Below are 14,536 nucleotides of genomic sequence, written 5' to 3'. Positions count from 1 at the left end.
TAATTCTTTGATTCTTCAACTTTTAGCTTTAGCTTAAGCTCTCTCAATCTCGCTAAGTACAAGGCCTGTTGCCCGAATTACCGGGTGTAGCGCCCTTCCTACCGGATCTTTGCCCCTGTAGCCTTTCTTATAGGTTCCAATTTTAGCGGTGAACGCTATCCGGTCGCCAGTTTGCAGCCGGAGCATCTCCAGCCTGCTGTCGTACCTGAACCACTGGTGATCTCTCACCAGATTGCCGTAGATGTCTTTGATGTCCACGAACAGGAACGTCTTTTCCCAGCAGAAGTTGTCCCGGACGATGCCGAACTCCTGGAAGATTCCAGTGTACTTCCCGTACTGGAGCTTCTCTGCTATGGCTCTGGCCAGGCTCTTCGGGGGCTTTCCGGAGTGCTTCTTTTCGAACCTGTGGCCGCATTTCAGGCACCGGTACTTCTGGAGCGACAGCCACTTCTTTTTTCCGGTACGCCTCCAGGCTACAGCGTACTCGTGGGGCTCGCCGGCGCACCTGGGGCAATGAACGGTCAATCGTGTCACTCCTTTTCTATACGAGTTCTATACAAGTGGTTTTATCTTGGTGTTATATAAGGGTTCTATCACAATCAGTTAATAGTAGATTTTTAATCAAATCTGCCTCTGCTGTATCCATTCACTTTCGCAGTAGCAGAATTCTTTCAATAGCCAGGAAACTTTCAGGCTGCACTTATGATAGCTTAATAATAGCTATGTCCTATATCACTTACAATACTATTAAATACAAGTATTAACTAATGGCTACTTGTCATGTCACATGTCAATATTTGTTGACATATAGTCTGGTGTAAGAGGTAGAGTTGAGGGGATATGGCTGAGTACGAGGATTTATTGAAGATATGGGCGAAGAGTGACCCTTTTCATCCTCTCCTATACCATATGATTGATGCTGGAAATGTTGCTCTGAGCCTTTTACAGACTCCTGCCTTCAAAGTAGTCGGAGATAAGTTCTCAAAGGCTACCGGCTGTCCACGAGAGGCATGCGACGTCTGGCTGGCATATCTCGTTGCCATGCATGATATCGGGAAATGCGATCCGAATTTCCAGCTCTTAAACGATGGCTACGCCGCTATCTTACGAGAACAGGGCATGCCTTTTCCTTCAGAGCCCGATAAGAAGTTTCGCCACGAGAGAAGTAGCTCTGAATGGGTCAGGGGATTACTGGAAGAAGCGGAATGGACTAGACGATCCCGCAATACGATTTCTAATAGCATACTCTTGCATCACAGCCGAAGTTCGGATGGAGAGCTCCTGAGCAGTCCCGAAATATGGGACACGATAAAGCGGCGGCTGGAAGAGGAGATTAAAAGGGTCTTCGATTACGATAACGAACCGGTCGATTTCAGCGACAATAGCGAAGCTGGTTTGCTGCTGAGCGGGCTCATCGTCTTAAGCGACTGGATAGCTTCGAATGAAGAGCTCATGTCCTGTAAGGGCCTTGAATGCTCAGTTCAGGATTATGCGTTAATTAGCAGGAACTGTTCCGAGAGGGCTATCACCCGTCTCGGGTTTAACGTTTCGGTATCCTGGCCTGAAAACAGCAGCTTCTCCGATGTGTGGCCCGGAGGTGGCTTCAAGGAACTACGCCCTGTCCAGAGGGCATGCGTAGACATTTTCCAAAGCGAAATTAAGCCGCGCCTGCTTATCATCGAAGCTCCGATGGGCGAGGGTAAAACTGAGGCCGGGATCTACTCGGCAGTTCAGCTTTTAAAGGAGTACGATCTATCCGGCATGTACGTCGCCCTTCCTACTGCAGCGACTAGCAATCAAATGTTCCAGCGGTTCAACGCGTTTCTCGACATGCACCAGAGCGATAAAACTGTAAAAGCACGCCTTGTGCACGGAATGTCATGGCTGGTCGACGATGCGAGCAGCTTCGCTGTCAAGGCCGAAAATGGCGATGGTAGCGACTCATATGAAATGATCGAGTGGTTCAAGCCTTCTAAGAGAGCACTCATCGCCCCTTATTCCGTCGGCACGATCGATCAGAGCCTGATGAGTGTACTGAAGGTTAAATTCGGCTTTCTAAGACTTTTCGGTCTGGCGAACAAAGTGCTGATCATAGACGAAGTACACGCCTATGACGCCTACATGAGCACGATCCTTAAACTGCTGCTCCAGTGGTGCTCTTGTCTGCAGATACCTGTGATCATGCTATCGGCGACCTTGCCTTCCGAGAAAAAGCTGGAATTACTGGAAATGTATAGAACTAGTTCTGATGAACCCGGCAGATTCAAGCCTTCCATGGATTATCCGCTTATCACTATTGTCAATGCAGATGGCGGGATATACGAGAAACTAGTACCAGGGTCTTCCAAACGCGTCAATATCCGGGTAACAAAGCATGAGGGATACCTCGGAGATTATGATCTGATCGCCTCACTGGCCATGGAACGATCTGTAAATGGAGGCTGCATATGCATTATCATGAATACGGTCAAGGGCGCGCAGAGCGTCTACGAGCGGATAAAGAATCTGTCAACTGGAGAGCATCAAGTTATGCTTTTTCACGCTCGCTTCACTGCGGGAAGGCGTGATGAGATTGAGAAAAATGCCTTACGGCTCTTCGATAAGCGCAGCCTCCTGGAAGAGTTCGATCCAGACTATCAGGCACGGCCAAAGAGGGCTATACTTGTTGCCACCCAGGTTGTCGAGCAAAGCCTCGACCTGGATTTCGATGAAATGATCACCGAGATCGCCCCGATCGACCTCCTCTTACAGCGGGCAGGCCGCCTGCACCGGCACGATCGTAAGAACAGGCCTACAGGTCCTGTTCCACAACTCCATGTCTTATTACCTGACGGGGAGAAGGCTAGTTTCGGAAGCTCGGAAAAGGTCTACGAACGATACGTCTTGCTAAGAACTATGGACACGCTCCTCGAACGTGATTTAATCGAGATTCCCTCCGATATCAAGACGCTTGTAGAAACTGTTTATAGGCCCTATACAGAGGAAATATCATCCGCCTCCAAAACGTCCTCTTCAGATGATCTGGCGGCAGCTTATAGTGATATGCGGAAGCGTTTACACGAGAGCGAAGGTCTGGCATCTAAGTATCTGATCGCTGATCCGAACCCGAAGGAGTTCACGATCAACACCTATTCCCTTGAAGAGGATGAAGCCGGAACCAAGTCGTATTTTAAAGCAAGCACAAGACTAGGAGATGATTCTTTACGAGTCGTAGTATTAAACGATGGGGAGTATTCCGGCATACTTGCATCTAAATCGGTCCCTCCAGTCAGCGTCATAAGAGAAATAATGCTAAAAATGGTAAACATCCCCCGCTGGTGGGTAAATGGATACACGCCGGAGCAGGGTTACGAGCCGATTCAGGAAGGCCCCGCCTGGCTAAAGGGCATTAGCATCCTGAAAACTATATCCGGCTCGTGGAAAGGGACGGATGATTCTGGCAATCATGCGATCATCATAAACGATGACGAACTAGGACTGAGATTTGAAAAATCGAGTGAAAAGAGGTGAACATTTGGTCTCATATAACTTGTTAACAGAACCGTGGATCACATCCATCGACCTGTCCGGAAACCCGGTGCAGGAGGGAATACTGGCGACTTTGAAAAACGCACATAAGATCGACAGTATTTTTGATCCGGCTCCTCCGGTAGAATTCGGAATATACCGCCTGCTGATCGCTTTTATAACAGATGTCTTCCAGCCTCAGGGACTGGAGGATCTGGCCGATCTCCTCGACCGTAAGCGGTTAGACCCCACAGCGCTGGACGAATATGCCGCCAGGTGGAGAGACCGGTTTGATCTGTTCGACGAAAAATACCCGTTCTTACAGCAGGCAATAACGGGGGTAATAAAGAAACCTCCCGAGCCGATCTCCAGGTTGATGCAGCATCTGCCGGCAGGCACTAACGTCTCCCATTTTCACCATGGACGCTGGGATGAGAACTCCTTCTCTTTCGAGCAGTGCGCCAAAGGGCTGGTGACTATAGCCCCGTTCATGACAGCCGGCGGCGCTGGCCTGTCCCCAAGCATTAACGGCAGCCCACCTTGGTACGTTCTTGTAAAAGGCAACAACCTGTTCGAGACTCTCCTCTACAACGTCTGCCAGATACCAATGACTGTCAAACCTATCGGAGATTCACCTGTAGCCTGGAGGAACGACAAACGAATCGATCCCGGCGATGAACCTAAAACCTTTTCCATCGTCGAAGGTCTGACCTGGAGGCCCAGGATCATTCAGCTTATCCCGGGAAACGGCAAGGGCACATGCACGTATACTGGAGAAAAAGACGTTGACACGGTCAGCCACATGCATTATTACCCGGGACAAAAATCGCCCGAGCCAGGCCTGTGGGTCGATCCTCAGGTAGCATATAAAAAGACTAAGGATGCCATCAGGCCGCTCAGGCCGGACGAGAACAAGGCGCTGTGGCGAGACATTGGGCCGTTGATGCTCCTGCAACACGGGGACTACTCGGGCAAAGACGGAAAAGTAAGCTTCGATCGGCCGGCGGTAGTTACTCAGTACAAACAGATGGTCAGCAATGGTATGATCAAACGCAGCGAGCCTTTAAGACTGGAAGTTTATGGTATCCGCACAGATGGAAAAATGAAGATTTACGAATGGTACCATGAAAAACTAGCTCTTCCCATAGAAATCTTGAAAAAGGCAAACTCCGGCCGACAAATACAGGACGCGATGGACCTCGCAGATAGCGTAGCTTACATACTCCGGAAAGCCATGAAAAAAGCCTACCCGAGAAATGCAAAATCTAACGAGAGTGGATTCGACAATCTCATTCTGAGCGTTCAGTCTTCCTACTGGAGCCATCTGAAAGGCCAGTTCGAAAGCATTTTCTTAAAAACGCTGTCTCAACAGGACGAAAATGATCTCGACGCATACACTAAGCTCATGGAACAGTGGAAGAAAATACTGGACGATACTGGAAAGAACGCGCTCGATAAAGGCCTCGGACCGCTGGATACTGACGGCGATTCGCTACGCCGCCAGGTCAAGGCGATGAACGAGTACAGTTCAGGCATCAGATTTGCGCTGTACCCTGATTCCATACAGGCGAAGAAAAAGAATCGACAGAAAAATAAGGAGGATAAATGACCGCTCCCAACGAAAACAAAGAGCACCAGAAGAGTAAAAAGGATGAGGAGTTCCTGGCGAACTTAGCAAAGATGGCCGAATCCGATCGTGGCGGTATGGCCATCCTGAAGCGAAACGCCGGCAACACGATAGCAGAGTCTCGCGGCGCGATGAAAACTTTCTATAGCCTGCTACCTTACGGCATTTCAGATTCCCCCTACGAGGAGATCTACTTCCTGATAGCCACTCTGTACGGGCATAATAAGTACCGATTTACAGGGGACTTCGGACAGACGATGAAGCTTGTAAGAGAGAGCTCAAACTCGGAAAGCATCGACCAGAGAGTGTCAACTCTGCTCGACAGCGAGTTCAACATCGTCGACGGGATAAAACCCGGCGGGGGAGAACTCGCCTATCGGCTGCGGCAATGCGTGAAACTGGCCAGCGGCCACGAGATCGGGGTAGACTGGTACAGGCTCCTGCAGGACCTGAAATACTGGGGCTACCCGGAAAAGAGAGTACAGAAGAGATGGGCCAGATCATATTTCGGCTACGGAAAGCCGGTAGAATCTGAAACTAAAGAGTCAAAAGAGGAGGCAAAAGCATGAAATTAATCGAGATACACATGATCCAGAACCACGCTCCCTGCAATCTGAACAGGGATGACACAGGAAGCCCGAAAGACTGCATGTTCGGCGGCATCAGGCGATCGAGGATATCCAGCCAGAGCATCAAGCGCAGCATCAGGATGTCCCCGATATTCAAGGAAGAGATGAAGGGAATCGAACTGGCGAACAGGACACGCAGGCTTCCTGAACTCGTCAAGGCCAAGCTCATCAGTGATGGAATAGACGAAAAGATGGCGGCCATAGCGGCAGAAAAGGCCACCGGTTTCGGAACCAAGGACGGTAAAGAACGCGAGGAAGACCTGAACACGGCCCAGACAATGTTCATAACCCAGTCTGACGTCGACGCTGTAGCATCGGTCATGAAGGATGCCATCCTGAAAGCCGGAAACCCTAAGGCATTCAAGGACATGAAAGCCGCCGATCTTCAAAAAGCCGCAGAACTCAAGGGATGGCGGCCTGTAACACCGGACCTGGCCCTTTTCGGCCGGATGATCACATCGGATGCATTCATGGACATCGAGGCATCCATGCAGGTGGCCCATGCGATCTCCACGAACAAAATGGACCACGAGTTTGATTACTTCACTGCCGTGGATGACCTTCAGAAGTCTTCCGACGGCCCCGGAGCAGATATGATCGGCGACGTCCAGTTCAACTCTGCCTGCTACTACAAGTACTTCTCACTGGATTACGATGCCCTGATACAGAATCTCGCAGGCTTGAAACCCGGAGATAATGCCACGGAAGCCGATAAAAAAGCCTATGCTGAATCGCTGGAAAACGCGAAAAAAGTCGCCGCGATCACTATCACCGCCTTTCTAAAAGCGGCCATCTACACGACGCCCAGTGGAAAGCAGAACAGCTTCGCCGCGCATCAGCTCCCCAGCGCCGTCCTTGTGGAAATTCGGCCAACAAAGACGCCAGTAAGCTACGCTAACGCGTTCGTTGATCCGGCCCGCCCGAGAAACGGTGTCGACATGGTGGAAGATACCCTGAACAAATTCGTGAAACATGTCGAGCTCCAGACTGAGAAGTTCAACCTGAGATCGACCAGGCGGCTCTGGTTCGTTGCGGGCGATAAGGCGCTCGCCGGAACGGAAACCTGCCAGACGATCAACGATCTAATATCCGGTATAAACAGTGCCCTCTAAACGGTGGTGACTGAATGGACAACCCATTGCTCCTGCTGTTGAGGCTGGAGGGGCCAATGCAGTCATGGGGGCTGAAAGCCAGGTGGGATATCAGAGATACCGGGGACGAGCCTACCAAGTCCGGCATCATCGGACTGCTCGGCTGCGCTCTCGGATATGCCCGAAAGGACCCGCGGCTGACTGACGAACTGGACTCACAACTTCGGATAGGCATTCGTGTGGAGTGCCCCGGCGAAATCGCCAGGGATTACCACACGGTCAGCGGAGAGCTTCGGACCGCCGAAGGTAAGCTCCGCGAAACGACGATTGTATCCTTCAGAGACTATCTCCAGGATGCAGCGTTCCTCGTAGTACTCGAAGGCCCGGGAGAACTGCTTACCAGAATAAGCAACGCTCTGAAAGACCCTGTATGGCCAATCTATCTGGGAAGAAAATCCTGCCCACCGACCCGCCCCGTCTTCGAAACCCTGACCACTGACTATGCTTCGATAGACGATGCACTGAGCCGACACCCGTGGAGTTCCGGGACTATGGAAGCCCGCAAAGCGCACCCCAAAGAATTAAAATGTATAGTCGAAGACCTCTCCGGACCTTACCAGAGGACTGATCGGATGACGAAAAGCCCGGCCAGAATGTACGGCATCAGGCACGTCCGGATGAGCACTGTAAAACTTCAAGCAGAAGGAGAGGGCCTTTAATGTATTTATCAAGACTGATCCTGAACCCGAGAACAAGGGCTGTCAGAAGAGACCTCGCTGACTGCCACGAACTTCATCGGACTATTCTGGGGGGCTTTCCGGACCTTAATGGAAAAGGAGGCGAAGCAAGGGAAACCTTCGGCGTTCTCCACCGGATCGACATCCACCCCAGAAGCGGCGCGATCGTACTACTGGTCCAGTCGCAGGAAAAGCCCGACTGGTCAAAGCTGCCAGAAGGCTATCTACTCGAAAATACGGGCACGGAAAATCCAGCCTGTAAGGCTATAGACGAACAGTACGGGAAAATAAAGGCCGGCGATGTCTATGCTTTCCGTCTTCGAGCCAATCCTACGAAAAAGATCGGCACGTCCCGGATTGAGGACATCAAAGCCGGCAAGCCTAAAAATAACGGGCGGCGGGTGCCGATCAGAAACGAGAGCGACCAGATCCTCTGGCTGAAAAGAAAAGGCGCGGCAGGAGGCTTCGAACTCATGTCCACGAAGAGGTTTAGCGAACTCTCCGATGTGCTCATCAGTGAAGAAGGCCATCAGAAAATATACACCTTCGACACTGGAATAAAAGCAAAAGTCCAGAAAAACGCCCGGGAAAATAGATTAACCTTCGGCTCGGTCCTTTTCGAAGGCACCCTGAAAGTGACAAATGCAGAAAAGTTCCTCGAAACCCTCAAATCCGGCATCGGCAGCGGCAAAGCCTATGGCTTCGGCCTCCTATCCTTAGCTCCGGCAAGGTGAGCCAATGCCCAAAGACCTGCACGAACTCCCCCGGGTCGAAGACGGGTGGAGCTACCTGTACGTCGAGCACTGCAAGATCGACAGGGAGGACAAAGCTGTAGCTATCCACGACGAGCGAGGCAAGGCCAAAGTACCCTGCGCCAGCCTCGCCTTGCTGATGCTGGGCCCGGGCACCAGCATCACCCACGAAGCGGTAAAAACACTGGCGGACAACGGCTGCCTCGCCGCCTGGTGCGGCGAAGGCGGCATCCGCTTCTACGCTCAGGGCTTCGGCGAAACCCGCCACTCTTCCAAACTGCTCAAACAGGCTCTTCTAGTCAGCCACCCGGCGCTACGGCTGAAAGTAGTGGAAAAGATGTACCGAATGCGTTTCAAGGAAATCCCTGAAAACCTGAGCATCCAGCAGCTCCGAGGCATGGAAGGCTACCGGGTCAGGCAAACCTACGCCCTGGCCAGCGCAGAAACGGGAATCCCCTGGAATGGCCGCAACTTCGACCCCTCCAACTGGATGAACGCAGACCCGGTTAACCGGGCATTATCAGTAGCAAATTCCTGCCTCTACGGCATCTGCAGCGCAGCGATAATATCGGTAGGGTACTCTACAGCGCTGGGCTTCATCCACACCGGCAAACAACTCTCCTTCGTCTACGACATCGCCGACCTCTACAAAGCCTCGATCACGATCCCCCTTTCCTTCCGGGCAGTAGCCGAACTCGGCAACGATAGCCTGGAGCGAAAGGTCCGACTCGCCTGCCGGGACAAATTCAATGACCTGGACTTACTGTCAAAGATCGTGCCCGATATCGAGAAAGCCCTCGATGTGCCGATACCCTCCGACCTGATCTTCGACGATTTCGACTCCGACCTCACAGTGCCCGGAAAAGTCTGGGACCCCGACAAAGGGCAGGTGCCCGGAGGCACGAACTACTCTAACGAAGCCGTGTGATCTTATATGGCATCTTTTTCAGTATTTATCGTAGAATCAGTCTCCCCATCTCTCAGAGGAGAACTGACCCGCTGGATGATCGAACCCAAGGCCGGCGTATTCATCGGCAAACTATCCGGAATGGTGAGAAACAAGTTATGGGGCAAAATCATTAAAAACATCAAAAAAGGAGGTTGCACAATGGCCTATTCGTACAACAACGAACAAGGCTACAAGATAGAAAGCTACGGAGATACAACCAGAACAATAGTAGACTTCGAAGGGCTATCTTTAGTGATGACTAAAGAAAAGCCTTAATAATTAAAACGAAGCTCTTTTTCAAGTAAAGTCCCCACAGGCGTGGGGGTGAACCGTGATCAGTAACCCGGTCACCATTAAACAGATTAAAGTCCCCACAGGCGTGGGGGTGAACCGTAATCAATCCGATAGGATCATAACCACTATCAAAAGTCCCCACAGGCGTGGGGGTGAACCGCAGAGCAAATCATAACCGAATACTGCCGGTGCAAAGTCCCCACAGGCGTGGGGGTGAACCGTTACAGAGCATTCTTCAGAGTGAGCGCGAGGGAAAGTCCCCACAGGCGTGGGGGTGAACCGAATGGGCGGCGGATGGTACGATAATCAAAGCCAAAGTCCCCACAGGCGTGGGGGTGAACCGACGGAGTTAGACCTGACGGCACACCGTATAAGAAAGTCCCCACAGGCGTGGGGGTGAACCGGTTGAACGTAGTGCCCCCGTCCCCGGCGCCGTGAAAGTCCCCACAGGCGTGGGGGTGAACCGTAGACCCCACCCGGGGTCTTCACGTACTGTGCAAAGTCCCCACAGGCGTGGGGGTGAACCGGCAGCTCAGGGAGAAGAGGCTCACGCCACTAAAAAGTCCCCACAGGCGTGGGGGTGAACCGACCTCAAGAAGCTCATGGCGGGAGCTAAGGCCAAAGTCCCCACAGGCGTGGGGGTGAACCGCCGGTGGGATGAATCTACCCCACGGCCCCGATAAAGTCCCCACAGGCGTGGGGGTGAACCGTTAAGAGAAATAATTTTGAAATAATATTAGACAAAGTCCCCACAGGCGTGGGGGTGAACCGAAGCCTGACCGCATCCGATGAGATACGCAATGAAAGTCCCCACAGGCGTGGGGGTGAACCGAGAACAGGCCGATTATATCATAGAGCAAACTGAAAGTCCCCACAGGCGTGGGGGTGAACCGTTTTACCCCAAAGTGTTTTGTCTGGCCGGATCAAAGTCCCCACAGGCGTGGGGGTGAACCGATGTTGAGTTTTGGTTACCTGTTCCCCACCCAAAAGTCCCCACAGGCGTGGGGGTGAACCGTCGTTGAAGATATTGAAAGAGGCAAAATCATAAAAGTCCCCACAGGCGTGGGGGTGAACCGAGCTGGTACATACAGGAGTTAATACGAGACGGCAAAGTCCCCACAGGCGTGGGGGTGAACCGGCGTTCAGGGCATCTACATTAATAAGGCCCTCAAAGTCCCCACAGGCGTGGGGGTGAACCGCCGGGCACTTACCGTGTAGCTCTTTTAGATCCAAAGTCCCCACAGGCGTGGGGGTGAACCGGTCGTCTGTAGTGGTGATATCGTGGCGGAGATAAAGTCCCCACAGGCGTGGGGGTGAACCGATACTGTGCAATTACCTGATTTCCATTAGTATAAAGTCCCCACAGGCGTGGGGGTGAACCGTTCCTGAAAAGCCATGAGATTAGCTTCATAAGAAAGTCCCCACAGGCGTGGGGGTGAACCGTTTACTTATTGGTGTTTTACTTGGTGCAATCAAAAGTCCCCACAGGCGTGGGGGTGAACCGCTTATAGTTGCTACCACTCTTGGGCCTGAGCAAAAGTCCCCACAGGCGTGGGGGTGAACCGGTATCCCCGTGGATACGGTGCAGAAGCGTGTCAAAGTCCCCACAGGCGTGGGGGTGAACCGGGGGGCCGAGCGCTGCAACTTCGGGCCTGCGCAAAGTCCCCACAGGCGTGGGGGTGAACCGGCCATTAAGACTTTGCAAAATCAGGCTATTGGAAAGTCCCCACAGGCGTGGGGGTGAACCGTATATCCGTCAGGAGCAGTAATAAGACTGCGAAAAGTCCCCACAGGCGTGGGGGTGAACCGTTATTTGATTGGAGTACGACCTACGTAGAATCAAAGTCCCCACAGGCGTGGGGGTGAACCAGACGGTATGGCCGAGATGGAACGAGTGTATGAGCAAAGTCCCCACAGGCGTGGGGGTGAACCGGTGTACCTTAACGCAAGTATAATTTGTAGTTAAAAGTCCCCACAGGCGTGGGGGTGAACCGAATGGTGATTGATATGAAGATGTACAATATTGAAAGTCCCCACAGGCGTGGGGGTGAACCGCGGCAATCGGCCCCGGCATCGTAGGCATCACCAAAGTCCCCACAGGCGTGGGGGTGAACCGAATCGTTCGACAACATCCTGAAATATCTGAACAAAGTCCCCACAGGCGTGGGGGTGAACCGAGGACGTCACCGAGACGATAGTGGATAAGCGGAAAGTCCCCACAGGCGTGGGGGTGAACCGCAAGCGATAGGAGAAATAGTATATGCTTGGACAAAGTCCCCACAGGCGTGGGGGTGAACCGTACAATAGCGGGTTAGACGATGTTACTGTCACAAAGTCCCCACAGGCGTGGGGGTGAACCGTATTATAATTCAATAGCGTATCTTGGGGTAGCAAAGTCCCCACAGGCGTGGGGGTGAACCTACACAAGTCACAAATCTGGCCATACCTGACGCAAAGTCCCCACAGGCGTGGGGGTGAACCGCATGTCTCGCAGCGGAGCACTGCGGAGCCTTGAAAGTCCCCACAGGCGTGGGGGTGAACCGTTAGCGTGTTCGTGAAATTGCCTTTCCCATACAAAGTCCCCACAGGCGTGGGGGTGAACCGAGTTGGTACGAGTTAAGGGACACAGTAATCGAAAAGTCCCCACAGGCGTGGGGGTGAACCGATACAAGATAAAAATTAATTTTTTGCGTATTCAAAGTCCCCACAGGCGTGGGGGTGAACCGTATGCCGCCGAAAACATGCTGGTAAGGAAACAAAAGTCCCCACAGGCGTGGGGGTGAACCGGAAGTTACTAAGGAGCAGATTCACGCAGCGGCAAAGTCCCCACAGGCGTGGGGGTGAACCGTTAAGCCGTCTATCCGTCTCGCCGGTCGCAGAAAAGTCCCCACAGGCGTGGGGGTGAACCGTAGCTAAAAAACGTGTTTGCCTCCTATTAAACAAAGTCCCCACAGGCGTGGGGGTGAACCGTAACACCAAACCAGTTTACCAAAGACGGCTTTAAAGTCCCCACAGGCGTGGGGGTGAACCGAATACCCTGTGCTTAAGATGCAGTCCGGCATAAAAGTCCCCACAGGCGTGGGGGTGAACCGGACAGCACCCACTAATAGATTTAAAAATTAAATAAAGTCCCCACAGGCGTGGGGGTGAACCGATGAGAGCTAAGACTAAGGCTGCACGTAAGAAAAAGTCCCCACAGGCGTGGGGGTGAACCGACCTTGATGGCATTGAGGTATCAAGCCAGCGCAAAGTCCCCACAGGCGTGGGGGTGAACCGATCCGAGACATTAACGGAAATAGTGTAGGGACAAAGTCCCCACAGGCGTGGGGGTGAACCGCGGCATCGGTTGGTGTTAGTATCATACATACAAAAGTCCCCACAGGCGTGGGGGTGAACCGAGAATGGAGAGGACGGCCAGAGCCGAAGCCCAAAAGTCCCCACAGGCGTGGGGGTGAACCGGTCACTAAGATCAAGCGGGGAGAGATCGCTGAAAAGTCCCCACAGGCGTGGGGGTGAACCGATCAGAGTGTTAAAGCTATGGAAGAAGCCGGAAAAGTCCCCACAGGCGTGGGGGTGAACCGACTACACAGGATTATTTTAAATGCTCCAAAACAAAGTCCCCACAGGCGTGGGGGTGAACCGATAGTAGCGCAGGAACCGGGAGACGACCATCACAAAGTCCCCACAGGCGTGGGGGTGAACCGAACGATATCCGCAGGATCACTACTGATAAAAAAAAGTCCCCACAGGCGTGGGGGTGAACCGCCGTGAGCGAGAACGTTAGTGCCGTCCTTTGCCCAAAGTCCCCACAGGCGTGGGGGTGAACCGCTTGAAAAGCTTCAGGAACAAATGAAGATAGTAAAGTCCCCACAGGCGTGGGGGTGAACCGAAAGTTGCACAGTGGAAGATTCAACCTAGAGAAAAGTCCCCACAGGCGTGGGGGTGAACCGCAAGCCAGTTATTCGATCAGGCTCATAAGATGAAAGTCCCCACAGGCGTGGGGGTGAACCGCGTTAAGCGTGAAGCACACCTGTACAAACAAAAAGTCCCCACAGGCGTGGGGGTGAACCGTTGATGAACCGTGTATCCATTGCAATTCTGTTAAAAGTCCCCACAGGCGTGGGGGTGAACCGGAACACAAAAGAACTGGCTTAAGCCAGTGGTGAAAGTCCCCACAGGCGTGGGGGTGAACCGGTGGCCTGTCCGTTGCTATTGGTGACCTTTCCAAAGTCCCCACAGGCGTGGGGGTGAACCGTTCCTGGTCATGTCGCCATGCTGACTCATAATAAAGTCCCCACAGGCGTGGGGGTGAACCGTCATCAAAGAATGACTGCTGCTCTGCCCATTCAAAGTCCCCACAGGCGTGGGGGTGAACCGCTGGCCCCGGCAGAAACTACGATGCTTCAAATAAAGTCCCCACAGGCGTGGGGGTGAACCGTTCTTTGCGATAGACCTTCCTACCGACTACGCAAAGTCCCCACAGGCGTGGGGGTGAACCGGGTGTATTTGTGGGTATTGAGGTTAAGCGTCCCAAAGTCCCCACAGGCGTGGGGGTGAACCGAGCAAGAGCTGACTAATAGGCTGCTGGCAGCGAAAGTCCCCACAGGCGTGGGGGTGAACCGGCGCTCTTGCGTGGGATACTGCCCCGTCAGCGAAAGTCCCCACAGGCGTGGGGGTGAACCGAAAGCTATCTTAAGAGTGTTGAAGCGGAGGAAAAAGTCCCCACAGGCGTGGGGGTGAACCGAATGGCGGCAAGTGTATAGATAAATGCCCAAAAAAGTCCCCACAGGCGTGGGGGTGAACCGGCCGCTATTATTGGGTATTCTTTAACTATTCTCAAAGTCCCCACAGGCGTGGGGGTGAACCGGGTATCAAAAGTACCTGGAAATCGAAGCCCGTAAAGTCCCCACAGGCGTGGGGGTGAACCGAAGCAGCAGATCATGACAACAA

General features: G+C 52.8%; 9 protein-coding genes and 1 CRISPR repeat array (1 of these 10 only partly in view). Of the genes, 8 read left to right on the top strand and 1 reads right to left on the bottom strand.

What is annotated here, in order from left to right; translation table 11 throughout:
- Positions 1–33: 33 nt before the first annotated feature.
- Positions 34–525 carry a hypothetical protein gene (locus RCI_RS15790; RefSeq protein WP_052309940.1) on the bottom strand — a complete coding sequence of 164 codons (492 nt, stop codon included), beginning with the start codon at positions 523–525 and terminating at the stop codon, positions 34–36.
- A 315-nt stretch (positions 526–840) separates the two neighbouring features.
- On the opposite strand from RCI_RS15790, the gene RCI_RS08770 reads away from it, so the two are divergent.
- From RCI_RS08770 to cas2e, 8 genes are read left to right on the top strand one after another with little or no spacing between them, the layout of a single operon-like run.
- The gene (locus tag RCI_RS08770; protein WP_012036072.1) at positions 841–3,510 is read left to right on the top strand and encodes a CRISPR-associated helicase/endonuclease Cas3; all 2,670 of its coding nucleotides are present in this window, start codon (positions 841–843) and stop codon (positions 3,508–3,510) included.
- 19 nt (positions 3,511–3,529) lie between these two features.
- A complete protein-coding gene (gene casA, locus RCI_RS08765) occupies positions 3,530–5,116 on the top strand; it encodes a type I-E CRISPR-associated protein Cse1/CasA (RefSeq protein ID WP_158308896.1) in 1,587 nt (528 codons plus the stop codon).
- A complete protein-coding gene (casB, locus tag RCI_RS15785) occupies positions 5,113–5,703 on the top strand; it encodes a type I-E CRISPR-associated protein Cse2/CasB (protein WP_012036070.1) in 591 nt (196 codons plus the stop codon). Before casA ends, casB begins: the two co-directional genes overlap by 4 nt.
- Positions 5,700–6,875 (top strand): type I-E CRISPR-associated protein Cas7/Cse4/CasC, encoded by a 1,176-nt coding sequence (cas7e, locus tag RCI_RS08755; RefSeq protein ID WP_012036069.1) that lies wholly within the window; start codon positions 5,700–5,702, stop codon positions 6,873–6,875. Before casB ends, cas7e begins: the two co-directional genes overlap by 4 nt.
- A gap of 14 nt (positions 6,876–6,889) precedes the next feature.
- On the top strand, positions 6,890–7,573 hold the full coding sequence (gene cas5e / locus RCI_RS08750; RefSeq protein ID WP_012036068.1) for a type I-E CRISPR-associated protein Cas5/CasD: 684 nt from the start codon (positions 6,890–6,892) through the stop codon (positions 7,571–7,573).
- Entirely contained in the window at positions 7,573–8,325 is a 753-nt protein-coding gene (cas6e, locus tag RCI_RS08745; protein WP_012036067.1) for a type I-E CRISPR-associated protein Cas6/Cse3/CasE, read from the top strand. The genes cas5e and cas6e overlap by 1 nt, the downstream gene beginning before the upstream one ends.
- Positions 8,326–8,329: 4 nt before the next feature.
- The gene (gene cas1e, locus RCI_RS08740; protein ID WP_012036066.1) at positions 8,330–9,271 is read left to right on the top strand and encodes a type I-E CRISPR-associated endonuclease Cas1e; all 942 of its coding nucleotides are present in this window, start codon (positions 8,330–8,332) and stop codon (positions 9,269–9,271) included.
- A 6-nt stretch (positions 9,272–9,277) separates the two neighbouring features.
- The gene (gene cas2e / locus RCI_RS08735) at positions 9,278–9,568 is read left to right on the top strand and encodes a type I-E CRISPR-associated endoribonuclease Cas2e (protein WP_012036065.1); all 291 of its coding nucleotides are present in this window, start codon (positions 9,278–9,280) and stop codon (positions 9,566–9,568) included.
- Positions 9,569–9,595: 27 nt separating this feature from the next.
- Positions 9,596–14,536: a CRISPR direct-repeat array (repeat unit 29 nt; unit sequence AAAGTCCCCACAGGCGTGGGGGTGAACCG); it runs 1,992 nt beyond the window's last position.

The sequence above is a fragment of the Methanocella arvoryzae MRE50 genome (assembly GCF_000063445.1).
Taxonomy (GTDB): Archaea; Halobacteriota; Methanocellia; order Methanocellales; family Methanocellaceae; genus Methanocella_A; species Methanocella_A arvoryzae.
The sequence above is the reverse complement of the archived record's forward strand: the minus strand, read 5'-3'. Positions and strand labels throughout refer to the sequence as shown.